Origin of the sequence: Paenibacillus pinisoli, from assembly GCF_003605435.1 — a bacterium.
GTDB lineage: Bacteria > Bacillota > Bacilli > Paenibacillales > Paenibacillaceae > Pristimantibacillus > Pristimantibacillus pinisoli.
The window spans coordinates 725,662-746,903 of the sequence record NZ_QXQB01000004.1 but is presented as its reverse complement, the minus strand read 5'-3'; the positions used below and the strand labels follow the sequence as shown (position 1 = coordinate 746,903).

Below are 21,242 nucleotides of genomic sequence, written 5' to 3'. Positions count from 1 at the left end.
TTTACAGCCTTCTTTTCATACGGCGTGCCAGCCTTTACATAAGGCAGGTATGTTGCGTAATCCTGCGATTAAATAATGGTGGCATGCAATTCCTCGGTGATCACCTTAAGCGGCTTATTCTGATCGTCCAGAATCGTAATGACCGGCTTGTAGGACTTCGCTTCCTCGCTGGTCATCATGCCGTACGAAATAATGATGACCTTGTCGCCCGGCTGCACCAGTCTCGCTGCAGCGCCGTTCAAGCAGATGACGCCGGAGCCTCTGGCCCCCGTAATGACATAGGTCTCAAATCTGGCGCCATTGTTGTTGTTGACGATTTGAACCTTCTCATTCTCATACAGATCAGCCGCATCCATCAGATCCTCGTCAATGGTAATGCTGCCGACGTAGTTCAAATTCGCTTCCGTAACCGTCGCGCGGTGCAGCTTGGATTTCATCATTGTTCTAAACATGGTTACACCCCTCCATTCGGATGGTACAGGCTGTTATCAATCAAGCGTGTCGTTCCGAATTTGACTGCCATTGCCAGCAATGCCGGCGATTCCAGCTTATGCATAAGTTCCTGTTCGTCCAGCGGCTCTAGCGTTGGATAGCGAAGCAGCTCCACATAGTCGATGACCGCATCGGGAGCGGACTCAATCCGCTCCTTCACGCTCGACAGAAGCAAGCCCGCTGTCATCGACTCCTCCTGAATCCAGTCTTTGGCCAGCGCCAGAGACTGGGACAGGACTACCGCCTGCGCCCGGTGCTCCGCGGACAGATAGACGTTGCGCGAGCTTAGCGCCAGCCCGTCCGGCTCCCTTACTGTCGGGCAGGGCACAATAATGGTATCGAAATTCAAATCATTGACGATTTGCTGAATAACGGCAACTTGCTGCGCATCCTTCATACCGAAGTAGGCGCGGTCCGGCTTCACCAGATGGAACAGCTTGCTCACCACGAGGCCGACCCCATCGAAGTGGCCTGGTCTCGATGCGCCGCACAGCCGGTCTGTCAGACCGCTGACAATGACGCTGGTCTTGGACGGCTTCGGATACATCTCTTGTACCGTCGGCAAAAATGCGACATCAATACCGCTCTCCTCCGAAAGCTTCAGATCACGCGCTTCATCGCGGGGATAACGGTCCAGATCCTCGTTCGGCCCGAATTGCGTCGGATTGACGAAGACGCTTAATACGGCAATATCGTTATTTGCCTTCGCTTCACGCATCAGGCTTGCATGTCCCTCATGCAAATAGCCCATTGTCGGAACGAAGCCGATCGATCGTCTACCGCCTTCGGATAATGCAAATAAGTGCTCTTTCAAGTCGGCAATCGTTCGGGCTACAATCATGCAATCGGTACTTCCTTTCGCTGGCTTTCTTCCTTTTTGCTCTGCGGCTTATCCGCACCCGCGTCCTTGGTACCGCCATACAGCGCCGCAGGCGCCGCTGAGTTCGGCTGGAATACATGCTCCTCCGCCGGGAACTGCCCGGACTTCACTTCGCCGACATAGGATTCAATTGCATCGCGGATAGTCGTGCCGATATCAGCGTATGTTTTCACAAATTTCTTTTCAAAATAGGGGGAGGCATATTGCAATAGATCATGGTACACGAGTACCTGCCCGTCACATGCGCGGCCTGCTCCGATCCCGATAGTCGGAATCGCAAGCGCCTTGCTGATCGCTTCCGCGACCGGCTCTGTCACAAGCTCCAGCACGATGCTGAATGCTCCCGCCTTCTCAAGGGCCAGAGCATCATCCATGAGCTTCTGGGCATCCTTCTCGGTCTTGCCTTGCACTTTATATCCGCCAAGCTGATGCACAGACTGAGGCGTCAGTCCCAAATGGCCCATAACCGGGATGCCGGCTTGCACCAGCGCCTGTACATCGGCTGCAATCTCTGCGCCGCCTTCAAGCTTCAGAGCCTGAGCTCCGCCTTGCTGCATAATCCTTGCTGCATTAAGCAAGGTAGCCTCGCGGCTTGCTCCATAGGACAAGAACGGCATATCCGCTACGATAAATGTATTCCCCGCAGCTCTTGCTACCGATCTGGTGTGATACACAATATCGTCAACTGTCACTGGTATTGTCGTCTCATAGCCAAGCACAACATTGCCGAGCGAATCTCCTACCAGTATGACATCAATTCCCGCTTCTTCTGCAAGCTTCGCCGACGGGTAATCATAAGCCGTCAGCACGGAAATCGCATTGCGCTCCTGCTTCATCTTAAGCAGGCTGTGGATCGTCAGTCGTTTCCTCATCGCTTTCATCTCCTTTTCGTTGACGAACAGAGAGACTATAATGCTCGCTGAACCAAGCGGCAGCACCAGCATTCTGAACGCGCACCTTTAGTGCTATTGTAAACACAAAAAAACCTTTTAGCCGATTGCTAAAAAGGTTCCGGACACAAAAAGGAAACGGTTGCTTGTTGTGCTTCCTTCTGTCTCGGTCCCTACGGCTCAGAGCAGAGTGTACAACACCAATCATTGACACGGTTCGATCTGCAAGTTACCAGTGCAGCTTCCCATGGAATACCGCCTGATACGTGTAGTGTACCAAAAATATGGCCATTCGTAAACGGCACAAACGAACCGCTTTGCCCTTTGTCCTATGACCGGCTCAGCGGCTCGCCCATCTCTGCCGAGAATATCGTAACGATGCTTCCGTCAGCGCGCTCCACACGAATGGCTCCGCTCTCCTCCAGCCCGACAGGCACGCCCTCCAGCTCGCCTTGCGGAGTGATTAAGCGGACTTTCTGCCCTATCGACACCGACAACGACTCCCATAGTGCTGCAATAGCCGAGAAGCCCTCCTGCAGGAAGAGATCGTACAGCGTCTCCCACTCTGCCAAAAAGTCCTTGACGATCGCGCTGCGGCTGAATGCCCCGCCCGCCTCAATGCGAAGCGATGTGGCTTTCGTAAGCAATTCTTCCGGATAATCCCGCTCCGACAGATTGACGCTGATGCCGACGCCGGCAACAATATATTTGAGCCGCTCATCCTCAGCTGCCGATTCCAGCAGGATTCCGCTAATTTTTTTCCCATGAATAAGCAAATCGTTAGGCCATTTGATGCCGATAGGCAGCACGGTCAGACGCCTTAGGCTTCTGCAAAGTGCAACCGCTGTGAGCAGCGTAAGCTGCGGAGCGCAATGAATCGGAACATGGGGGCGCATCACCATGCTCATCCATATTCCTTTGCCTTGCGGAGACACCCAGCCGCGTCCCATTCGCCCTCTGCCGCCGGTCTGCTCCTCTGCGAGAACCAGCGTGCCTTCCGGCGCTCCAGCCTCCGCAAGCTCTCTTGCGGCATCCTGAGTGGACTTCACCTGCTCATAATAGTGAACAGATTGACCAAATCTCTGCGAGGAGCGCGCCTCTGTCAATTCTTCACTGCTAATCGCATCGGGCGAATAGACGAGCCTGTAGCCCAGCCTGGTAGACGCCTCAATCTCATAACCGGCCCCTTCAAGCTTGCGAATTTGCTTCCACACCGCCGTACGGCTTACATTCAGCTCCTCGCTCATCATGGCGCCTGACACATACTGATTCGGATGGCGCCTGAGCAAGTCCAGCAATTGATCATGACTCATGATATGTACCCTCTTCATTCCATAGTATGGACAGCTCAATCAGCTTGTCCTGCTCATTGGCCACTTCCCCTGCTGCTGCCGCATAAAGCAGCCGCTTCAGCATCGCGCTCATCCAAGGGCCAGCCTTACGAGACAGCGCCTGCTGCAAGTCGTTGCCGCTTATTGCAAGCTGCTTCAGCGATTTGACAGGCATCTCTTTCATCAGGAGGGACAAACGATGCGCGACTGCTGGCGGCAGTGGATCCGCATGGCTCTCTAAGATTTGCGCAACATGAATCCAGTGCCCCGCAGCTTCTTCGCCAAAGCGAAGAATGCCCTCCAGCCAAGCAGCACGCAATCCCTCCATATCTCCCGTCTTTACGAGTGGAGCAATCTCCGCATGCAGCTGCAGCATGGTGACGATCAAGCCTATCCTCTTGTTTGGAAGCTTAAGGCGGATAAGAAGCTCCCGGGCGTCTCCCTCGCCCGCCTGCAGCGACAACAAAGCAGCTGCCCAGCGCTCGTCCAAATGCTTAAGCCTGCCCAGCTCCGCCATCTCAAAACCTTCTCCACCCGCAGACGCTTGAATTCGCATCATTAGCCGGGATGGGACCGGCTCTTTGAAATCAGCCCATAAGCCGCTGGCGCCAAGCCATGCCAGCGCTCTCTCCGGAGTGTCGCTGGACAGCATCTTGTCGAGCTCCGCCTGCACACGCTCCATCGCGATATGGCGAAGGAGCGCTTTGTTCATACGCAGTCCGCGCCACAGGGACGGAACCGGCCGGAGCCCGTAAGCGCCTAGGAAACGCACCGCTCTCAGCATGCGCAGCGCATCCTCCTGGAGCCGGTCGCCTGCATTCCCTACACAGCGAAGACGGGACTGCCCTATATCGGCCAGTCCATCATACGGATCGTATACGCTTCCGCTTTGCCGGATTGCCATGGCGTTCATGGTAAAGTCTCTGCGAAGCAAATCTTCGTCCAGCGATTGCACAAATGCTACGGATGACGGCTTGCGGAATTGCTCATAGCCGGACTCAGTCCGGTAAGTCGTCACCTCATAAGTTAAGCCTTCATGCACAACCGTCACCGTGCCATGCTGCAAGCCGGTCGGGATACACTTGGGGAACAAGGCCATAACCTGCTCCGGCAAGGCAGAAGTTGCAATATCGATATCATGGACGGGCAGGCCTAACACGGCATCGCGCACGGCACCGCCGACGAATACCGCCTCATGGCCTTCCGTCTCCAGCTTTTCAATCAAGGGCATCGCCGCTCTCATCTCGTTCGTGAGCTCAAGCTTCATAGCCGCCCCTCCTTCCATGCGACTGCGGCAAGCACCTAAGGCAGTGCTATTCGCAGACGGAAACCGGCAGCTCGGCATCAATGCCGAGTACACGGTAATAGATCGATTCGTATTGCTCCGTTATCGAATCGTTGCAGAAGTCATGTCTTGCGCGATGCAAACATGCTTCCTTGAACCTGGCATGAAGGGCATCGTCGGTCAGCAGCTGCACAGCATGCTCCGCCATCTCTTCAACATGGCCCACATCAGACAAGAAGCCCGTTACGCCATGCGTAACCAGCTCCGGAATGCCTCCGGCATTGGAGCCGACTGTAGGAACTCCGCATGCCATCGCTTCCAGCGATACTAGTCCGAAGCTTTCCTTCTCAGACGGAAGCAGCAGCACGTCCGCCATGGAGATTACCTGAGCGACATCTTCTTGCTTGCCAAGGAAGTGAACACGATCCTCGAGACCTAAATTTTTAATTTTGCATTGGATTTTAGTCAGCTCCGGCCCTTCGCCAACAAGCAGCAGCTTGGATTTTACCCGCTTCGATACCCGTTCGAAAATCTCCACCACATCGCTCACCCGCTTAACCGGGCGGAAGTTCGAGATATGCATCAATATCTTCTCGTCCGGCGCTGCAAAGTCTGCGCGGAGCGAAGCTGCCTCGCGCGGATAATAGACGCGTTTGTCCACAAAGTTATAAGTCAAATCGATCGGAGTCAGAATGTCCAGCAGATTTCTCGTCTCCTGAATCAAATCATTGGATACCGCTGTAACGGCATCGCTCTGATGAATAGCCAGCCTGATCAGATCCTTTAGCGATTCATCCTGCGCGAGCACCGTAATGTCGGTGCCGTGAAGCGTCGTAACAGTCTTCAGTCCGTTGCCAACCATCTGCTTCGCAAGATAAGCGCAGACGGCATGGGGAACCGCATAATGAACATGCAAGAGGTCAAGCTGCTGCATCTTGGCGACTTGAGCCATCTTGCTGGCAAGCGACAGATCGTATGGCGGATAACGGAATACGTAATAGTCATTGACTTCAACTTCATGGAAAAATATATTTTTATGAAATTTGCCTAACCGGAACGGGATGCTATGCGTAATAAAATGAATTTCGTGCCCACGTTCGGCAAGCAGCTTCCCTAGTTCCGTAGCCACGACGCCGGAACCCCCCAGCGTCGGATAACATGTAATGCCGATTTTCAGCTTTTTAGCCATTCGTGATGCACCTCCCACTCATGTGGTTTATCTATATCTATTCCCTACAGGCTGTACGTTTTGTCAAAATAATTCCACGCCAAAGGGGCGTTTTATCGCAAAGCCTTCGGCATGACCCCAACCCTTGCTTTGGCCAAGCAAGGAATCTCTGGCTTCAACCCGCTCCACATACCCGCTTGTTAGCGGCGTGGCAACCGAATCCGCGCTATGCGCCCGGTCGAATTGAGAACGGTAAGCGCGCAGCGCCTCCCGCTTCGCATCGTAGGTCGATGTGACGTCCACGATCAACGATACGGCTTCTACATCATTGATATAATAATAAATAAGCTGTTCAACCTGAACAGGCGGCAGCTCTGGCATATAATTGCGCAGCTTGGCATTGAACACGGCTTCTTCGATCAGCTTGCTGCAAGCGATATGATCCGGATGGCGGTCTACCCAATACGGCGCGAATACAAAGCGCGGCTGCCAGCGCCTGATCTCCGCTACGATAGCCTCAATCTGCTCCCTGCTCGGCTGCAAGCCGCGGTCCGGCAGCCCCAAATTCGTCCGCGCAGATAAACCAAGCACCGCAGAGGCAGCGGCGGCTTCTTGCCGCCTCAGCTCTACGGTGCCGTTAGAGGACATCTCCGCTTCGGTCAAATCGCATATGCCTACCCGCTGTCCCGCCGCCGTATGCTTGGCAATCGTACCGCCCATGCCAATCTCCGCGTCGTCCGCGTGGGCTCCGAATACGAGAATATCCAGCTTGTCCATCACTCAGCCGCTCCCGGCTTATATTTGTGCACGAGTTCGCGCCATGCAAAGTCGCCGCGCTCCACAGCCTTCACAAGCACTTCTGCAGTCGCGATATTCGTAGCGACCGGAATGCCCTGTACATCGCATAGACGCAGTAAAGCAATAATATCCGGCTCGTGCGGCTGCGCCATCAGCGGATCGCGCAGAAATATAATCAAATCCATCTCGTTCTCAGCTACAAGCGCTCCGATCTGCTGGTCTCCCCCAAGCGGGCCGGACATAAAGCGATGGATCGACAATTCTGTCTGTTCCATAATGCGTGAACCGGTCGTCCCGGTGGAATAAAGCTTGTGGGGCGTGAACACATGTTCATAAGCGATGACGAAATTCACCATCTCGTCCTTCTTGCGGTCATGCGCGATAAATGCAATGTTCAGCATGAAAATCCCCTCTCCCGATGTCAATGGAGCCTTGTCGGCTAGTCCATAATATGTTCGAATCCATAGATTAACCCTGTATAAGTCATAACCTTCTTCACCGCTACATTAACGCCCGGCATATAACCGGCACGGTCATAGGAATCATGACGGATCTTAAGCGTTTGGCCATAGCCTCCGAAAATAACCTCCTGCTGCGCAAACACGCCCGGAAGTCTGACGCTATGTATACGGAAGCCGTTGTAATATCCGCCGCGAGCTCCTTCAATTGTTTCTTCTTCCTTCGGATTGCCTTGGCGCAGCTCCTGGCGAACCTGCGAGATCAGCTCGGCTGTTTTGATCGACGTGCCCGACGGCGCATCCAGCTTCTGATCGCCATGATATTCGATAATTTCAACATGAGGCAAATATTTGGATGCTTCCGCTGCAAATTTCATCATCAGAATCGCTCCGATGGAGAAGTTAGGCGCGATCAAGCCGCCGATGCCCTTTTCCTTGCATAGCTCGTCCAGCTCTTCGATTTGTTCCGGAGTAAAGCCTGTTGTCCCGATTACCGGACGAACTCCGTATTCAATCGCCGTCTTCGTATTGCCGTAAGCGGCTTGCGGAACGGTGAAATCGACCAGCACGTCCGCTTTCGCGCCACTAAGCGCTTCGTCCAGCGTTGCGCTGACGATTACGCCGGTATTGGAATGACCTGCGAATATGCCGGCATCCACCGGCCCGGAGGACGGATCTACGGCAGCAACAAGCTGCAGAGCCTCATCCTCCAGCACCATCTTGACAACCTCTCTGCCCATTCTTCCCCCAGCGCCTGTAACCGCGACTCTAATCCGTTCAACCGTCATCCCTATCACCTTTTCCTTATCGTCTTCTCATCGTGGAACGGATACGCTCCATTCTCCGTTTGCGGCTGATGTCCGCGAACAATCTGCGAGCCGCCGAATGATTGGGATCCAGCCTGAGCGCTTCCCGCGCGCACTCAATGGCTTCGTCCAGCCCTCCGTCTGTCATGCATACCATTGCAAGCGTATAATACGCCTCAAAGCTAAGTGGGTCAAGCATAACCGCATGCCTGAGCAGCTCAGCGGCTTCCTTCAGATCAGGCTTCTCTGCGGCGACGAGTCCGCTCGCCTCCGCCAGCAGCAGCCTGGACTGAATAACCTGCGAGTGATACCGGTACTCTTCGTTGTCCGGCTCCAGCTTCTCGGCCACATCGGCATAAACCTTCGCTTTCGGCCACTTGCCGCTGCGCGCGCAGGATACGGCGCATTTATGATAATATCCGGCGTTATCCGGCTCGGCCGCTATCGCCTGCTCGAACCAATAGATCGCCTCTTCGAAATCGCTGTGAAAAATATATTCATACGCCTTCCTGATGCAGGCCTCCCCATCCATCTGCCCATCCTCCTTGTACAGGGGTGATGGTACAGCATATGTATGGAGCTTGCTTACAGTTCGTCGCTTTTCTTCGTCCAGCGATTTGCGTCACGCGTATTGAACTTGTGCATGACTTTATCGTGAGCTTCCGTCAGATCGATGCCCAGCGAGTTCGCGAAACAGGACAGCAGGAACAGAATGTCCCCGAGCTCCATCTCTACGGTGTTCTCCGCCTCATCCGATCTCTTCGGCTTCTCTCCATAATAATGATTGATCTCACGCGCCAGCTCGCCGACCTCCTCGGTCATTCTCGCCATGAGTGCAAGCGGGCTGAAATAGCCTTCCTTGAATTGCGAGATATACTCGTCCACCTCGCGCTGTACTTGAGCCAATGACTTCTCTGACATGTTCCCGGCTTCCTTTCGTATAGTGCTGCACGTTACTATGTTACCGTATAGGTCCGACCAAAATCAATGTTTTTCGAATGCGCCAATTCGCCATACTAATGTAAAGCGATCTATAAAGAAAGTAGGCGAATCCGTGAAAAGAATCTGGAATCAGCTGCGCCTCATTCTGCCCATCCTGGTCGGAACGGCCATTTATGCATTTGGCCTGCACTACTTTATCATTCCTAACCAACTGATGGAGGGCGGCCTGACCGGCATTGCCGTATTACTCAATTATGCGGCAGGCTGGAAGCTGTCGGTCACGACGCTGGCGCTCAATATCCCGCTGTTCCTCCTAGGCTGGAGAGCGCTAGGCAAGTTCCAGATGCTATATACCGTCATAGGCACCGTATCTCTCTCTCTATTTCTTGCGTTAATGGAGTATTTCATCCACGAGGGTTGGCTGGTGCCTTTCCATAGCACCAATGACCATATGCTTGCCGCTCTATATGCCGGAGTTACGCTTGGCGCCGGACTGGGCATCGTGTTTCGCTTCGGCGGCACCACAGGCGGAATCGATATCATAGCGCGCATATTGACCCGCTGGCGCAGCCTTAGCATGGGACAAGTCATACTCGCCTTTGACACTGTCATCATCGGCATCTCCATCCTGTATATTTCGCTGGAGAAAGTGCTGTATACACTCGTTGTTGTTTTTGTCGCATCAAAAATGATCGATTTCCTGCAGGAAGGAGCCTATGCAGCCAAAGCCTTTTCCATTATTACCGACCACGGCCAGCAGCTGGCAACAACCATCACCCATGAGCTGGAGCGGGGCGTCACCCTCATGCCGGCCAAAGGAGCTTTCTCCGGAGAACAAAAAGAGATCGTCTACTGCGTCGTGGGAAGGGCGGAAAACCGCCGCCTCAAATCCATCATACGCAATATCGATCCCCGTGCGTTTATCGTCATCAATGATGTTCATGATGTGCTTGGCGAAGGGTTCAAAGAAGAGTAGCCGCCACGGAAAATCCCAGAATAGGCCTAAAGCTTCTTTACCCCGTATGGCATAGCCTTATACTTCCGCCATCCTGTCCATGTCAGCACGGCTGATATGATCGTTCCGAGCAGCAGCGCCCACTTCAATGGATTCCCGGCGCCAGGCGGTGCGACAACTGGAACGGCGGCAGCCTGCTTGTCCTCCAGGAATACACTGTTAATCGCCCCCCTAATCGCTTCAAGCGATTGATCAACCTCAGACTTCCAGACCGTGGATTGCTTGCCTTCAAGCAGTCTCCCCGTATACGCAATGCGCTCCATCAACTCTCTCATGCGAATCGGGTCGCCAGCGAATATAGCAGCCGTCTCGATTCTCGCGGCATGCTCGCTTAATCCTTGCAGCGATGCCCTTGCAGCAGCAACAGGGTCCCCGGCTTGCCTCTTCCAAGCTTGCTTGAGCATATTCAAATCATTGTTAAGCAGCGCTTTATATTGAAGCCATAAAGCAGCCTTGCCGTTCATCAGCGCGTCCGCGCCCATGCGCAGCCGGACGGTATGTTCCAGCCACAACGAGTGCTTCACGCCGCCTGCTAGCGCCCGTTCAACCGCCGCGGCATCCTGCTCCATTCTTGTCCAGCCGTCGGCGCTGCCGTAGCTGCGAACCATCTCATTGCCCAGCAGCTTGTTCATTCTTTGCAATTCCGCGAATGCGGCCTGCCTATTGTTATGATAAGCCGCCGTATATAAAGCTGTCGCTGTCTCGTCCATCCGCTCGAGCTGATGGTACGGACCTGACGAAAACAGGAATGCGTGGCTTCCTTCAGGACTCGCGCCGCCCCATACCACTCCAGCCGTCCCTATCGCCATGCAGAGACAGACGATGAACGGAATGATAATACGCGATTTCATGGACATCCCCCCATAGCCCAATCTATGAGGGGATGTCCAACATTATTCTTCTTTCCTAAAACGCAATACGATCCATGCGGCCAGGAAGCTCGCAACCGACAGAGCATAAGTGAAGGTGCGTACCGCATCCCGATCATCTTCCAGCTCCGCCGGCAGCCACGGATTAATGCCAAACGTATAATCCATCGTATCGTTAAGCAGCAGCCAGCCGAGACCGATCGCCAGCGCGCCAGCGCGAGCCTTCATGAATCTGAAATAGAGCAGCGCCTCCGCGGCCATGCCCAAGTGGGAGGCAATCAACATGTAATGCTGCCAGTTCAGCACATCGCCTTGCGCCGCGCCGGCGACAATCATCGCCACCGCCCATATGCCGTATTTGACGGAGCATACAACTGCCAGCGCTTCGATAATGACTCTCACCGCATTCCCGAATCGGGAAGCTCGCTGCGGAGGAAACATAAGGAACAAAAGCGATAGCGTAAAAAACAAGCTTGCGGTTGGCGAATCCGGAACAAAAGGCAGCATCCAAGCCGGCTTGTTCTCCAGGGTCCAGATCAACTGATTTTCATACCAGATATAGCCGTAGATCGTACCGACCAAATTAACGATAAATAACAGCCAAAGCACATTGCGGTTCAACAGGAAGCTTCGGCTCCAGAACAAACTCAGGTTCATGATCTTGTTCCTTTCCAAAAAAAACCTGACCGAATAACTCGATCAGGTTCTCTTCAACTAAATCAACTACTCTTGTGTCTGCTTAGACAGCCATACTGCCAGCTGATCAATCTCTTCGGTAGAAAGGTTATCCTTGTACGCAGGCATAGCGCCGTTATTCCGGCCGTTCGTAATCGTTTCCGCGATCTCTTCCTTGGACAAACGATTGCCAACGCCTAGAAGCGCAGGGCCCATTCCGCCGGACAAGTCATTCGCATGGCAGCCGATACATTGAGCTTGGATGATCGTCATTGCCGGATCTTCAGGCTCGATGATTGCAGCAACAGGCGCTTTCTTAAGCGGGTTCGGACGAGGCAAGCCTCTCTCATGGGCAAGCCTTGCTTCTTCCTCGCGCAAGTGATGCTCAGGAGTTTGTCCGTTCTTCTCCAGCATATGCTGGTAGTGATCCCAAGATACAACAGTCAAGTATACGCAAGCCGCAAGCGTCAGAAGCATAAGCGACGAAGCGATTGGACGGCGGTAGAAGCGGCGCTCCTTGCCTGTGTCCAGGAATGGCGCAAGCAGCAAGCCGCCGAACAGGATGCCCGGGATGCCGAGTGTGCCAAGCAGGATGTACTCCTGCGATACATATGGATATTTCAAGAATTGATACAGGAACAAGAAGTACCAGTCTGGCATCGGAATAAACGATGCATTCGTCGGGTCAGCCGGGTAGCCTAGCGGCGCAGGCTCGGCGATTACCCATACCAGGAAGCCGACCAGCACGACGCAGCCTACCATCCATTCCTTCAGAAGGAAGTTCGGGATGAAAGCTTCCGATTTGCCCGGAAATGACGTATAGTCCGGCGGAGTCTGGAACCCGCCCGCTTTCTTAACGCGCGAGTCGCCTACATAGACGACCTTCTCGTTCGATTTATGACCGTGAGCCATGTGTAAGCCCTCCCTTCGCTTAAAGTGGTCCCGAAATGCCTTGTTTCCGAATCATCAGGAAGTGCGCTGCCAGCATAGCGATCAAAGCGCCTGGCAGGAAGAATACGTGAATCGCGAAGAAGCGAGTCAGCGTCTGCGCCCCTACGATGTCGCCGCCATACAGGAAGTCGGCGATGTAAGGCCCGATAAGCGGAACGGAAGCTGCGATCTCTACACCTACTTTAGTTGCGTAGTAAGCTTTGTTATCCCATGGCAGCAGGTAGCCTGTGAAACCAAGGCCCAGCATGATGAAGAAAATCAGCATTCCGACTACCCAGTTCATCTCACGCGGAGCCTTGTAGGAGCCGGTGAAAAATACGCGAAGAGTATGTAGGAACATCATAACGATTACCAAGCTCGCGCCAAAGTGGTGCATGCCGCGAACGATCTGGCCGAATGCGACCTGATGCTGCAGATAGTCAACGCTCGCGTAAGCGTTAATAATATCCGGCACGTAGTACATGGTCAGGAACATTCCCGACAAAATCTGGATAACCGTAATAAAAAACGTCAAGCCACCGAAGCAGTAGACAAATGCAGAGAAGTGATGCGCCGGGTTAACGTGCTCCGGCACTTCATGGTCTGCTACATCTCTCCAAAGCGGCGTAATGTCAAGACGTTCATCGATCCAGTTGTATACATTTTTAAACATCTGCAGTACGCCCTCCTTAGCTTCTAGTGTTCGGAATAAGTGGTCCCAAGTAGACGATGCCGTTGTCAATGACAACTTCGTATTCGTCGAGCGGCGAGTTGGCTACTGCCAAGTTCTTGCCGTCCTTGGAATATCTCGCGTCATGGCACGGACAGTCATATTCGTTATGACCTTTCGTATTCCAGAAAATCGTGCATCCCAAATGCTTGCAGACCGGAGACAGGGCAAATACTTTGCCGTCTTCGCCTCTTGAGATCCAAGCTACGAGTTCAGGCTCGCTCTCATACCAACCGTCGATTTGATGAATCTTGAACTTGAATTCTTGCGGTTCCGATGTAATTCTGCTCTCCTCAACGACCTTGACCAGATTGCCTTCGCCCTTCTTCGCAAGAAGCGGATCCACTGCAAACCGAACCATCGGCAATACCGCGCCGCCCATCATGAAGGCCGTTGTGCCGCCAAGCGTATATGACAAAAATTGACGCCGGGACATTTCTTTGCGCTGAACCGGACGATGCGCCGTCTCGTGTTGTTCATGATTACTCATCTTCTGTTCTAACCCCCTTTGCCAACCATATCTCGCGTCTTGCCGCACGGCAAAAACACATGACGAACTAGGACATAACTTATAATAGCCTAGGTGTTTGGGAGCGTCAAGAATATGGCCCGATATTTGCGTCATTCTGGAAATGCCGTTCAAGAATTTGTTATCATTTTGTCACATTTGACCTGCTCTGGCATTTGTTTTCCCCATAATTCGATCTAATTATACGAAGAAAATCCATAATTAAGGAGAAACAGCCGCCCAAAGCTCTCTAATTTGTGACGACACTTCATTGGGTGACGGAAGCTCTCCGCCCGTTCCCGGCTGCAAAATAAGATCCGCATCCTTAATTGCCAGGTCTGACGCTGAAAACGCAGTCATCACAATCACATATTTGAACCCGGTTTGCTTCAGCCTTCCGCACCAGTCTCCAAGCATAGCTGAGAACGCTTCGCCTTCCGCTATGTAATGGCATGCCGGATATGTGACGACTCTGCCTTTGAACGGAATCTCCACCATATCCATGAAATCACGCAGGTCCTCCAGCCGCTCTGTCGCTTCGTAAGGCGTCTCCCCGCCGCCCAGGCCTGTCACAGGAAGCAGGCATGTATCAAGGTACGGCTTAAGCTCGTCCCATTGTTCTTCCGTAATATCGCTGAATTTCATCGGTTCTCCTCATTTCCCCGTTGTCTGCTCTTGCCTTACCATTCTACAAAAGAAAGCCTCCTTGCGCTAGGGCGGGCATAAGCCGTCTGCGCTTGGAAGCTCCTTATCGTTAATGCTTCAGCTCATTGAGTTGCTTGACGAGTCGGTAGAACGTATCCTCGTCGCCGGACGCAAGCGCTTTGTCTATCGCATGATTCAGCTTCTCGGTCTGAAATTTCAGCACGGCTTCGTCCAGTACAAGCTCAGCGACCAATCCGAGCATCGCCTCATACGTTTCTTTCATTTTGTCCATAGGATACACCTCCACACCGGCGCTTAAGAGATCCTATATTCGATTCCTTTCGTCACGTAGCTCTCCATCGTCCTTCTCATGCGCAGCAAATCATCCTCTGTCAACTCTCTTACGACTCTGGCGGGCGTTCCGATAGAAAGCGTATAGGATGGTATTTTCTTATTCTCTGTCACAATCGAACCGGCTCCTATTAAAGCATATTCACCAACGTCTGCGCCGTTAAGTACGATTGCCCCCATTCCGATTAATGTACCTCTGCCTATCGTGCATCCATGGATAATCGCGCTATGCCCGACCGATACCTCATCAGCCAGTATAAGGGGCTGATCCGTATTCACATGGCCTACTACACCGTCTTGCACGTTGCAGCTATGCCCGATTCTAATCGGAGCAAGATCGCCCCGAAGCACAGCGTTGAACCATACTGTGCTTTTTTCACCGATCGAGACATCTCCGATCAGCTTGGCTCCTTCTGCAATATAGCAGCTATCGTGAACGGCGGGAACTATTTTGTTATACGGCAACAACATACACTTCATCTCCCTTGTCAGCTTGAATTGGGGAGATTCTACCAAGGCTTATTCCCAAAGTCAATGCAAACCGAGCCCCGCGGTATCGGCCCCTCTCGCCGAACGGTCAATTATCGCATGACCAGACTTCGTCATGCGCACAACCGTTCCGTGCTCGGAATGCTCCCCGATGCGCAGCAATCCGAGATGAACCATCATTTTAAGCAGCCTCGCTTCCAGAATGGAGTTGGCATCGTCATAGTAGTAAGTCTTAATGAATGGAACTAGCACTTCCCGCAGCGACGAGACGCTCACCCAATCCGCGGCCAGTGCGTGAACCCAGTGGACAAGCGACAGCAGATTGGTTACAGGGCCCTTGTACAGCTTTAGCCAGTAACGGTACACCAGCTCTTGCTCATCCGCTGCTGAAGGCTTCTCCAGCCGCTCCTTGCCCGCTTCCTCTACAACAAGCAAGCCGTCAGGCTGTTCGCTAATGTACTTCACGCTGCAGCAGTAATCATAGAGCAAGGAGAAACGGTCCGGATATTGATTGAAATGGCGTCCGTATCCGAAGCGCCACGCTCCTTTGCTCGGCAGCTCCTCCCGAACGCCCATCCGGTCCAGCAGCTGCTGAAGGGACCGCTTATACATGGAACCGTCCGATACAAGCTGCACTTCATTGTGGTATACATAATGAAGCAATTGCTTAATGTCTTCCTGTATCAAGCCTTGCTCATCCCTGTACATGGCCGGCTCATCCGTATAGCGCAGCTGCTCGGCGAACCGGCGCCTCAGCGTCTCGCGGAATCGGGTTTTCAGGTCATTCGGAATTTGGAACAGATACCTTCCCGGTCCGCTGAATCCGTTAAAGAGCCAGCCCTGATGCTTGAACTGGACGATAATTTCTCTTGGGCTGGGCGGCTCCGGCGGCAATGCGGCTTTCTTTTTGCTCTTCTTCGTTTTTTTGACTGGCTCCTCCAGAGCTTCCTTCTTCTCCTCGCCGAAGCGGCTCTGCTGAACCCTTGCGACTAGATCTTCCAGACTGTAGGACTGCCTGGACTCGAATAACAGAGAATTGAGGAAACGGAGATCCTCCAGCCTCATGGAGCTGATTTGGTTCTCGAATACGTCATGCCGATTGATTTGCGACAGGATGGATTGAATCAGCTCGTTCTTGGAGTTCCCGTTGCATTCGCACCGGTATGCGCCCGCAATCTTGCTGAGCTGACCGATATCGGCATAACTCAGCATATCCGACAGATTCATGGCCCTCCCCTTTCTGCAGAGTGCCGCTCCCTCGGAGGCCGCGGCTTCTATAGCTAAGGTTTTAGTACCATTATTGGACAATTCGCGCATTTCATACCCGTATGCATTAGGAAAGGTCATGCGTAACGCAAAAAAAGCTCTCCGATAACAATCGGAAAGCTGTTATGAACCAACGCCATTAGACTACGTTAGACTTTAATCTCATCCAGATGCCTAGTACAATTGTGCAGCAGCGGCTGCCATGCATCGCCTTGCCGCTCCAGAATCGAATAGGACAAGTTGCCTAGCCGGGAATCCTCCAAATCTGCGCACAGTTCCTTTAACATCTGGGCGATGAAGCTGCCGTGAGAGACAACAAGAATATTGCGAGCCTCTTCTCGCTTCATCAGATCTGTTATCGCTTCCGTGCCCCTCGCGCGAACTTCGGCATCGGATTCCATGCCGACACTTTGCTCGCGCCAGTCCGCTCCCCAGCGCTCCAGCCGTTCCTGCTCCGTCGTCCCTTCAATTTCGCCAAAATAACGCTCACGCAGCCGGATATCCGGCTCTAATACCGGAATGCCGAGCCGCTCCGCAATAATGGCTGCCGTTCTCCTTGCGCGCTGCAGATCGCTTGAAATAACCGCGTCCCATATCCGCTCTTCATTGCTTAACCTTGAAGCCAGCGCCTGCGCTTGCGCGATTCCTTCTTCATTAAGCGGGATATCCGTCTGCCCTTGAATAATGCCCTTTGCATTCCAATCTGTCTTTCCATGCCGGACCAAGCCGATTAGCAAGCCGATTACCCCTTTCGATGTATGCGTTCCCGATGCGTCAATGCCGCGTTCTGGCCAGCCAATTCAGAATTAGCAATGCCATGACAAGCCCAAGAAGCGATAGAGCTACGTAATATTGCGGGAACGTAGGCACTACCTTCAGCACGACCGGATCGCTGATGCTCGCTACAGGTACCTCCGCATAGAAGCCCGCCGTCACAAATACATTGTCGGTTGAAGCGTTGGCCGCTTCAATTAATCCCGTCATCTTTTGAATCTGGGCTTCAGTCGGCGCTTCCTTATAGTCGAATACGAATACAAAAAACGCGCAAGCGAACATGGCCATGCAGCCTGCAATTAGAATCGCCGTATTTCGCCGGAATGATTTGGAGAAGTGATAGCTTTTGCTTGGAACAGGCAAGTACCAGGATTCGTCCAAGTAAATGCGCTCCATCACAGCGCGGTTCACATGCTCGGAAGGGCCGAACTCCGCTGTCTCATCGGCGCATAGGCTCGCGAGATCCTCGCTTTCGTCCCAGAAGCCGTAATGCGCAGAGCAATTCGGGCAATCCAGCAAATGAGCCTCCAGTTCTATTCTCTCCTGATCATCCTCGGACATATCCCAGTAGTCGGAATACCTGAGCTGCACGTCCTCGCATTTCATCATGAATTCATCCTCTCGAAAGACTCCGCCGACGGCATTGTTCCATAATAAGGCTCAAGCTGCGTCTTCACACTGGCTCTGGCCCGGAACAGCAATGATTTGACAGAGCTGACCGACTGTCCAAGGATATTGGCGATCTCCTGGTAGTCCAGTTGCTCATATTCCCTAAGAATAAGCGCGGACCGCTGCTTCTCCGGCAAGTTGTTGATTGCCTCGCGAACCATAGCCATTCTCTCATTGCGCAGAAGCTGCTGCTCAGGAGCGGCTTCATGCGATGCGATCGGTTCAAAACCTGCGTCATCGAGCGATACATTATTCGCCTTGCCTTTCCTAAGCTCGCTTAGAACGGTATTGCGCGCAATCGTATATAGCCACGTAGAGAAAGAAGCATCCATCTCCCTGAAGGAGTGAAGGCTGCGGTATGCCTTATAAAATGTTTCTGAACATAAGTCTTCAGCCAGCAATTCCAGTTTGGCGCTCTTCAGCATATGAAAGATGAATGCCAATATCTTGCGCTGATAACGCCGCATCAGTTCGGAGTACAGCTCGACATTGCCATCCTTAATCTCTCGTATCAACTGGGAATCAGTCATGACAGGCGAACCTCCTCCACCTGCAGATTATTCCCGGACCCTATGTATCATTGTACCGGCCCGAAAACAAAAAGTTGCGGTCGTCATCTCATTAAAATACAGTTTCAACTGAGTAGATTAACAATTCGATTCCAGCAGGCAAATTCCTGCTTGTTTCGACATTCATTCCAAAACCTTCATTTTCCTAATAAATCTGAAAGTTTAGAAATCATTCCCTTTCTTCTCTGTTTCTTATTAGTAAACCAAGCCGGCATAACGCCAAACAAATATAACCCGCAAGCAAAGACCGCGGGCTTGTCCATTTTTGATTTTCGCAAGCGTGTGACCTGAGAGGTTATCTTCAAGCAAAAAAAATACCACTCCGAGGAGTGGTCTGCGTTCATGATGAACGCTGCAGTTATTGGATAGGAGTGGAGAGAAACCATACTGTACTTTTATTATATGTATACGCTTCCAATTTGTCAACAAGCGTTTTCATTTTCGTGACGAGTCATGAAAATGAAAACAAGGGCGCATGGATCTATTGATGAACTGAATAGCCGTTACGTTCCAGCAGCGCAATCGCCTGGTCCAGGTATTCCTGATTGCGGAACGATAACCGGAGAATGCCCGGCACGTCTTCCCGGCTTTCGATAATTTGCAGGTTGCTAAGGTTAATCCGGTTGTTGCCCAGCTCGCTGGCAATCTTGCCGATGATGCCCGGATGGTCCGGCACATCGACATAACAATCGTACACCGAATGAATCATGCCTTTGCGGCGCTCCGGCATTCGGTTGCGGAATTCGCCCGCCGTCCGAAAGGCTTCCTCAATAGAGGGTCCATCCATCTTCTCAAGCATATGTGCGAAGGTCTCCATGCCGTCATTCCAGTCACGAATAAGTCGCAGCAGCACACGTCGATTGTCGAGCAAAATATCGCGCCACAGGCTTGGATCGCCTGAAGCGATGCGCGTAATATCCCGGAAGCCGCCGGCAGCCAAGGATTGATACAGCTCGTTGCGCTCATTATAGCCGCGTACCTGATTCACAAGCGCAACGGCAATCATATGCGGCAAATGACTGATCGCTCCTACGATATCATCATGGGAATCCGCGTCCACTTTCACTATATTCGCCCTCGTATGCGAAAGAAGCTCCGTAAGGCGCTCTACCGCTTCAGGAGGCGTCGTGGAATCAGGCGTCAGCACGTAAAAGGCATTCTCCAGCAAATGGTAAGAGGCCGCCTCTACGCCGGAGCGCTCCGATCCCGCCATGGGGTGGCCGCCGATAAACGTCGCATGCCCCAGATTCACGGATCTGGCGTAGGATGCCACCGACGACTTCGTGCTGCCTACATCGGTAATAATGCAGCCCTTCTTCAAATTAAAGGCGCTGATTTTCTCCAAATACTCCTGCAGGTTACCGACAGGCACGCATAGAAAAATAAAGTCCGCTTGCTCGGCGGCTTCCTGGATCGATGTCGTTCCGACATCGACCACGCCGCGCTGAAGGTATTTCTGAACGGAGCTTTCCCGATTGGAAAATCCGATTACCCGGATACCCGGCTTGCCCTTCAGGCAAAGCGCAATCGAACCCCCAATCAGGCCCACTCCAAAAATCGCTACATTCGTCATAAATTTAAATTTACACCGTCACTTCCTGCAAAACTTGCTCAAACGCTTCGATAAAGGCAGCATTCTGCTCAGGCGTGCCGACGGAAACGCGAATATAGGTCGGGTAGTTGGCCCAGCGCCCTTTCACGATTACGCCTTTGCGCAGCATTGCGTCGAATACTTCACCCGAAGGGCGATGCGCATCGACCAGAATAAAGTTGCCATGAGCCGGGAAATACGATAAGCCAAGCCGATCGAATTGCTCCGTTATATAGCGGATGCCCTCCAGATTGTGCTCCTTGCAGGAAGCGACGAACGCATCGTCCTTCAAGGATCCGAGCGCTCCCGCTTGCGCCAGCCGCGTCGTATTGAACGGCTCGCGAATTTGATTCATGAATTGGATCACTTGCGGGCTGCTTACGCCGTATCCGATGCGGTGTGCGGCAAGACCGTATACCTTCGAGAAAGTACGGAGCACAAGCAGATTCGAATAGCTCTTCAGCAGCTCGACGCCATCGCTGTATTCTGCGGCATCGACGAATTCCCGGTAAGCTTCGTCCAGTACGACTAGCACATGCGAAGGCACATCGTTCAGGAACGCTCTCAGCTCATCGTCGGATACAATCGTCCCTGTCGGGTTGTTCGGATTGCAGATCCAGACGATCTTGGTCCGTTCCGTAATCTTCGCCAGCATGGCAGGCAAATCATGCTTGCCCTCCTTCAGCGGCACTTCGATTATATTCGCGTTCTCGATCTGGGCGTTGTGCCTGTATTGGGAGAAGGTCTCATTGGCCATAATGGTCTCGTCGCCCGGTGCCAGGAACGTTCTTGCCGCAAGTACGATGACCTCGCTGGAGCCTGCTCCGAAGATCAGCTGATTCGTCTGGGCCGACAGCTTGCTTGCAAGCTCCTGGGCCAGGACGAGGCTTGCTCCATCAGGATAAACATTGCTATTCGTAAGCTCGGCGAGCATGGCGTTTTTCGCTTCATTGGAGAAACCGTAAGGATTTTCATTGGAGGCCAGCTTGATCACATGATCGAGGCCAAGCTCTCTTTTCACGTCTTCCACAGGCTTGCCCGGGTTATAGACAGGCAAATGGACGACATTCGATTTGGGCTGCATGACTCTTCACCTCTTCTATGTATTGAA

Annotated in this window: 26 protein-coding genes; 1 reads left to right on the top strand and 25 read right to left on the bottom strand. The window is 52.7% G+C overall.

Features of this window, described 5'->3' with window-relative positions; genetic code table 11:
- Window positions 1–68 precede the first annotated feature (68 nt).
- The 11 genes from panD to D3P09_RS20690 form a co-directional block, all read right to left on the bottom strand.
- A complete protein-coding gene (gene panD / locus D3P09_RS20740) occupies window positions 69–452 on the bottom strand; it encodes an aspartate 1-decarboxylase (RefSeq protein ID WP_120113280.1) in 384 nt (127 codons plus the stop codon).
- A gap of 2 nt (window positions 453–454) precedes the next feature.
- A complete protein-coding gene (panC, locus tag D3P09_RS20735) occupies window positions 455–1,333 on the bottom strand; it encodes a pantoate--beta-alanine ligase (protein WP_120113279.1) in 879 nt (292 codons plus the stop codon).
- Entirely contained in the window at window positions 1,330–2,244 is a 915-nt protein-coding gene (panB, locus tag D3P09_RS20730) for a 3-methyl-2-oxobutanoate hydroxymethyltransferase (protein WP_120113372.1), read from the bottom strand. The genes panC and panB overlap by 4 nt, the downstream gene beginning before the upstream one ends.
- A gap of 347 nt (window positions 2,245–2,591) precedes the next feature.
- A complete protein-coding gene (locus D3P09_RS20725) occupies window positions 2,592–3,578 on the bottom strand; it encodes a biotin--[acetyl-CoA-carboxylase] ligase (protein ID WP_120113371.1) in 987 nt (328 codons plus the stop codon).
- On the bottom strand, window positions 3,565–4,860 hold the full coding sequence (locus D3P09_RS20720) for a CCA tRNA nucleotidyltransferase (protein ID WP_165867517.1): 1,296 nt from the start codon (window positions 4,858–4,860) through the stop codon (window positions 3,565–3,567). Before D3P09_RS20720 ends, D3P09_RS20725 begins: the two co-directional genes overlap by 14 nt.
- A 46-nt stretch (window positions 4,861–4,906) precedes the next feature.
- Window positions 4,907–6,067, bottom strand: a complete 1,161-nt coding sequence (gene bshA / locus D3P09_RS20715) for an N-acetyl-alpha-D-glucosaminyl L-malate synthase BshA (protein ID WP_120113277.1) — start codon at window positions 6,065–6,067, stop codon at window positions 4,907–4,909.
- Between the two features lie 63 nt (window positions 6,068–6,130).
- Window positions 6,131–6,823 (bottom strand): bacillithiol biosynthesis deacetylase BshB1, encoded by a 693-nt coding sequence (gene bshB1, locus D3P09_RS20710; protein ID WP_424452460.1) that lies wholly within the window; start codon window positions 6,821–6,823, stop codon window positions 6,131–6,133.
- On the bottom strand, window positions 6,823–7,245 hold the full coding sequence (mgsA, locus tag D3P09_RS20705) for a methylglyoxal synthase (RefSeq protein ID WP_120113275.1): 423 nt from the start codon (window positions 7,243–7,245) through the stop codon (window positions 6,823–6,825). The genes bshB1 and mgsA overlap by 1 nt, the downstream gene beginning before the upstream one ends.
- A gap of 38 nt (window positions 7,246–7,283) precedes the next feature.
- Window positions 7,284–8,090, bottom strand: coding sequence for a 4-hydroxy-tetrahydrodipicolinate reductase (gene dapB, locus D3P09_RS20700; protein ID WP_120113274.1), 807 nt, complete (start codon window positions 8,088–8,090; stop codon window positions 7,284–7,286).
- Window positions 8,091–8,106: 16 nt separating this feature from the next.
- Window positions 8,107–8,640 (bottom strand): tetratricopeptide repeat protein, encoded by a 534-nt coding sequence (locus tag D3P09_RS20695; RefSeq protein WP_120113370.1) that lies wholly within the window; start codon window positions 8,638–8,640, stop codon window positions 8,107–8,109.
- A gap of 53 nt (window positions 8,641–8,693) precedes the next feature.
- Window positions 8,694–9,029 (bottom strand): nucleotide pyrophosphohydrolase, encoded by a 336-nt coding sequence (locus D3P09_RS20690; RefSeq protein WP_120113273.1) that lies wholly within the window; start codon window positions 9,027–9,029, stop codon window positions 8,694–8,696.
- A gap of 133 nt (window positions 9,030–9,162) precedes the next feature.
- Here D3P09_RS20690 and D3P09_RS20685 point away from each other — a divergent pair, with 133 nt between their 5' ends.
- Entirely contained in the window at window positions 9,163–10,026 is an 864-nt protein-coding gene (locus D3P09_RS20685) for a YitT family protein (protein ID WP_243644327.1), read from the top strand.
- Window positions 10,027–10,052: 26 nt separating this feature from the next.
- Here D3P09_RS20685 and D3P09_RS20680 read toward each other — a convergent pair whose 3' ends face one another.
- The 14 genes from D3P09_RS20680 to hisC form a co-directional block, all read right to left on the bottom strand.
- Window positions 10,053–10,916: a sporulation protein YpjB gene (locus tag D3P09_RS20680; protein WP_165867516.1), complete on the bottom strand. Its 864-nt coding sequence runs from the start codon at window positions 10,914–10,916 to the stop codon at window positions 10,053–10,055.
- Between the two features lie 42 nt (window positions 10,917–10,958).
- Entirely contained in the window at window positions 10,959–11,591 is a 633-nt protein-coding gene (locus D3P09_RS20675) for a DUF1405 domain-containing protein (RefSeq protein WP_120113271.1), read from the bottom strand.
- Window positions 11,592–11,657: 66 nt separating this feature from the next.
- Window positions 11,658–12,521, bottom strand: coding sequence for a menaquinol-cytochrome c reductase cytochrome b/c subunit (locus D3P09_RS20670; protein ID WP_120113270.1), 864 nt, complete (start codon window positions 12,519–12,521; stop codon window positions 11,658–11,660).
- 19 nt (window positions 12,522–12,540) lie between these two features.
- Window positions 12,541–13,212 (bottom strand): menaquinol-cytochrome c reductase cytochrome b subunit, encoded by a 672-nt coding sequence (qcrB, locus tag D3P09_RS20665; protein WP_120113269.1) that lies wholly within the window; start codon window positions 13,210–13,212, stop codon window positions 12,541–12,543.
- Window positions 13,213–13,228: 16 nt separating this feature from the next.
- On the bottom strand, window positions 13,229–13,759 hold the full coding sequence (locus tag D3P09_RS20660; protein ID WP_120113268.1) for a Rieske 2Fe-2S domain-containing protein: 531 nt from the start codon (window positions 13,757–13,759) through the stop codon (window positions 13,229–13,231).
- 240 nt (window positions 13,760–13,999) lie between these two features.
- Complete coding sequence (locus D3P09_RS20655; protein WP_120113267.1) at window positions 14,000–14,422, bottom strand: DUF2487 family protein; 423 nt, start codon at window positions 14,420–14,422, stop codon at window positions 14,000–14,002.
- A 109-nt stretch (window positions 14,423–14,531) separates the two neighbouring features.
- Complete coding sequence (locus tag D3P09_RS20650; protein WP_120113266.1) at window positions 14,532–14,714, bottom strand: IDEAL domain-containing protein; 183 nt, start codon at window positions 14,712–14,714, stop codon at window positions 14,532–14,534.
- Between the two features lie 23 nt (window positions 14,715–14,737).
- Window positions 14,738–15,244 carry a gamma carbonic anhydrase family protein gene (locus D3P09_RS20645; protein WP_120113265.1) on the bottom strand — a complete coding sequence of 169 codons (507 nt, stop codon included), beginning with the start codon at window positions 15,242–15,244 and terminating at the stop codon, window positions 14,738–14,740.
- A gap of 60 nt (window positions 15,245–15,304) precedes the next feature.
- Window positions 15,305–16,489, bottom strand: coding sequence for a hypothetical protein (locus D3P09_RS20640; protein ID WP_120113264.1), 1,185 nt, complete (start codon window positions 16,487–16,489; stop codon window positions 15,305–15,307).
- Between the two features lie 188 nt (window positions 16,490–16,677).
- Window positions 16,678–17,265 (bottom strand): histidine phosphatase family protein, encoded by a 588-nt coding sequence (locus tag D3P09_RS20635; protein ID WP_207892526.1) that lies wholly within the window; start codon window positions 17,263–17,265, stop codon window positions 16,678–16,680.
- 37 nt (window positions 17,266–17,302) lie between these two features.
- Window positions 17,303–17,911, bottom strand: coding sequence for an anti-sigma factor family protein (locus tag D3P09_RS20630; protein WP_120113262.1), 609 nt, complete (start codon window positions 17,909–17,911; stop codon window positions 17,303–17,305).
- Window positions 17,908–18,501, bottom strand: a complete 594-nt coding sequence (locus D3P09_RS20625) for an RNA polymerase sigma factor (RefSeq protein ID WP_120113261.1) — start codon at window positions 18,499–18,501, stop codon at window positions 17,908–17,910. Before D3P09_RS20625 ends, D3P09_RS20630 begins: the two co-directional genes overlap by 4 nt.
- Window positions 18,502–19,021: 520 nt before the next feature.
- Entirely contained in the window at window positions 19,022–20,113 is a 1,092-nt protein-coding gene (locus tag D3P09_RS20620; RefSeq protein ID WP_120113260.1) for a prephenate dehydrogenase, read from the bottom strand.
- A gap of 10 nt (window positions 20,114–20,123) precedes the next feature.
- Window positions 20,124–21,215, bottom strand: a complete 1,092-nt coding sequence (hisC, locus tag D3P09_RS20615) for a histidinol-phosphate transaminase (protein ID WP_120113259.1) — start codon at window positions 21,213–21,215, stop codon at window positions 20,124–20,126.
- Window positions 21,216–21,242: the final 27 nt, after the last annotated feature.

What these genes read in the sequence shown, in the direction of transcription:
- dapB (WP_120113274.1), bottom strand. Translation starts at nt 8,090, where the DNA reads ATGACGGTTGAACGGATTAGAGTCGCGGTTACAGGCGCTGGGGGAAGA.
- D3P09_RS20660 (WP_120113268.1), bottom strand. Translation starts at nt 13,759, where the DNA reads ATGAGTAATCATGAACAACACGAGACGGCGCATCGTCCGGTTCAGCGC.
- D3P09_RS20670 (WP_120113270.1), bottom strand. Translation starts at nt 12,521, where the DNA reads ATGGCTCACGGTCATAAATCGAACGAGAAGGTCGTCTATGTAGGCGAC.
- D3P09_RS20680 (WP_165867516.1), bottom strand. Translation starts at nt 10,916, where the DNA reads ATGAAATCGCGTATTATCATTCCGTTCATCGTCTGTCTCTGCATGGCG.
- D3P09_RS20675 (WP_120113271.1), bottom strand. Translation starts at nt 11,591, where the DNA reads ATGAACCTGAGTTTGTTCTGGAGCCGAAGCTTCCTGTTGAACCGCAAT.
- D3P09_RS20645 (WP_120113265.1), bottom strand. Translation starts at nt 15,244, where the DNA reads ATGTTGTTGCCGTATAACAAAATAGTTCCCGCCGTTCACGATAGCTGC.
- D3P09_RS20650 (WP_120113266.1), bottom strand. Translation starts at nt 14,714, where the DNA reads ATGGACAAAATGAAAGAAACGTATGAGGCGATGCTCGGATTGGTCGCT.
- hisC (WP_120113259.1), bottom strand. Translation starts at nt 21,215, where the DNA reads ATGCAGCCCAAATCGAATGTCGTCCATTTGCCTGTCTATAACCCGGGC.
- D3P09_RS20695 (WP_120113370.1), bottom strand. Translation starts at nt 8,640, where the DNA reads ATGGATGGGGAGGCCTGCATCAGGAAGGCGTATGAATATATTTTTCAC.
- D3P09_RS20620 (WP_120113260.1), bottom strand. Translation starts at nt 20,113, where the DNA reads ATGACGAATGTAGCGATTTTTGGAGTGGGCCTGATTGGGGGTTCGATT.
- panB (WP_120113372.1), bottom strand. Translation starts at nt 2,244, where the DNA reads ATGAGGAAACGACTGACGATCCACAGCCTGCTTAAGATGAAGCAGGAG.
- D3P09_RS20625 (WP_120113261.1), bottom strand. Translation starts at nt 18,501, where the DNA reads ATGACTGATTCCCAGTTGATACGAGAGATTAAGGATGGCAATGTCGAG.
- mgsA (WP_120113275.1), bottom strand. Translation starts at nt 7,245, where the DNA reads ATGCTGAACATTGCATTTATCGCGCATGACCGCAAGAAGGACGAGATG.
- panD (WP_120113280.1), bottom strand. Translation starts at nt 452, where the DNA reads ATGTTTAGAACAATGATGAAATCCAAGCTGCACCGCGCGACGGTTACG.
- bshA (WP_120113277.1), bottom strand. Translation starts at nt 6,067, where the DNA reads ATGGCTAAAAAGCTGAAAATCGGCATTACATGTTATCCGACGCTGGGG.
- bshB1 (WP_424452460.1), bottom strand. Translation starts at nt 6,823, where the DNA reads ATGGACAAGCTGGATATTCTCGTATTCGGAGCCCACGCGGACGACGCG.
- D3P09_RS20640 (WP_120113264.1), bottom strand. Translation starts at nt 16,489, where the DNA reads ATGAATCTGTCGGATATGCTGAGTTATGCCGATATCGGTCAGCTCAGC.
- D3P09_RS20720 (WP_165867517.1), bottom strand. Translation starts at nt 4,860, where the DNA reads ATGAAGCTTGAGCTCACGAACGAGATGAGAGCGGCGATGCCCTTGATT.
- D3P09_RS20655 (WP_120113267.1), bottom strand. Translation starts at nt 14,422, where the DNA reads ATGAAATTCAGCGATATTACGGAAGAACAATGGGACGAGCTTAAGCCG.
- qcrB (WP_120113269.1), bottom strand. Translation starts at nt 13,212, where the DNA reads ATGTTTAAAAATGTATACAACTGGATCGATGAACGTCTTGACATTACG.
- D3P09_RS20630 (WP_120113262.1), bottom strand. Translation starts at nt 17,911, where the DNA reads ATGATGAAATGCGAGGACGTGCAGCTCAGGTATTCCGACTACTGGGAT.
- panC (WP_120113279.1), bottom strand. Translation starts at nt 1,333, where the DNA reads ATGATTGTAGCCCGAACGATTGCCGACTTGAAAGAGCACTTATTTGCA.
- D3P09_RS20690 (WP_120113273.1), bottom strand. Translation starts at nt 9,029, where the DNA reads ATGTCAGAGAAGTCATTGGCTCAAGTACAGCGCGAGGTGGACGAGTAT.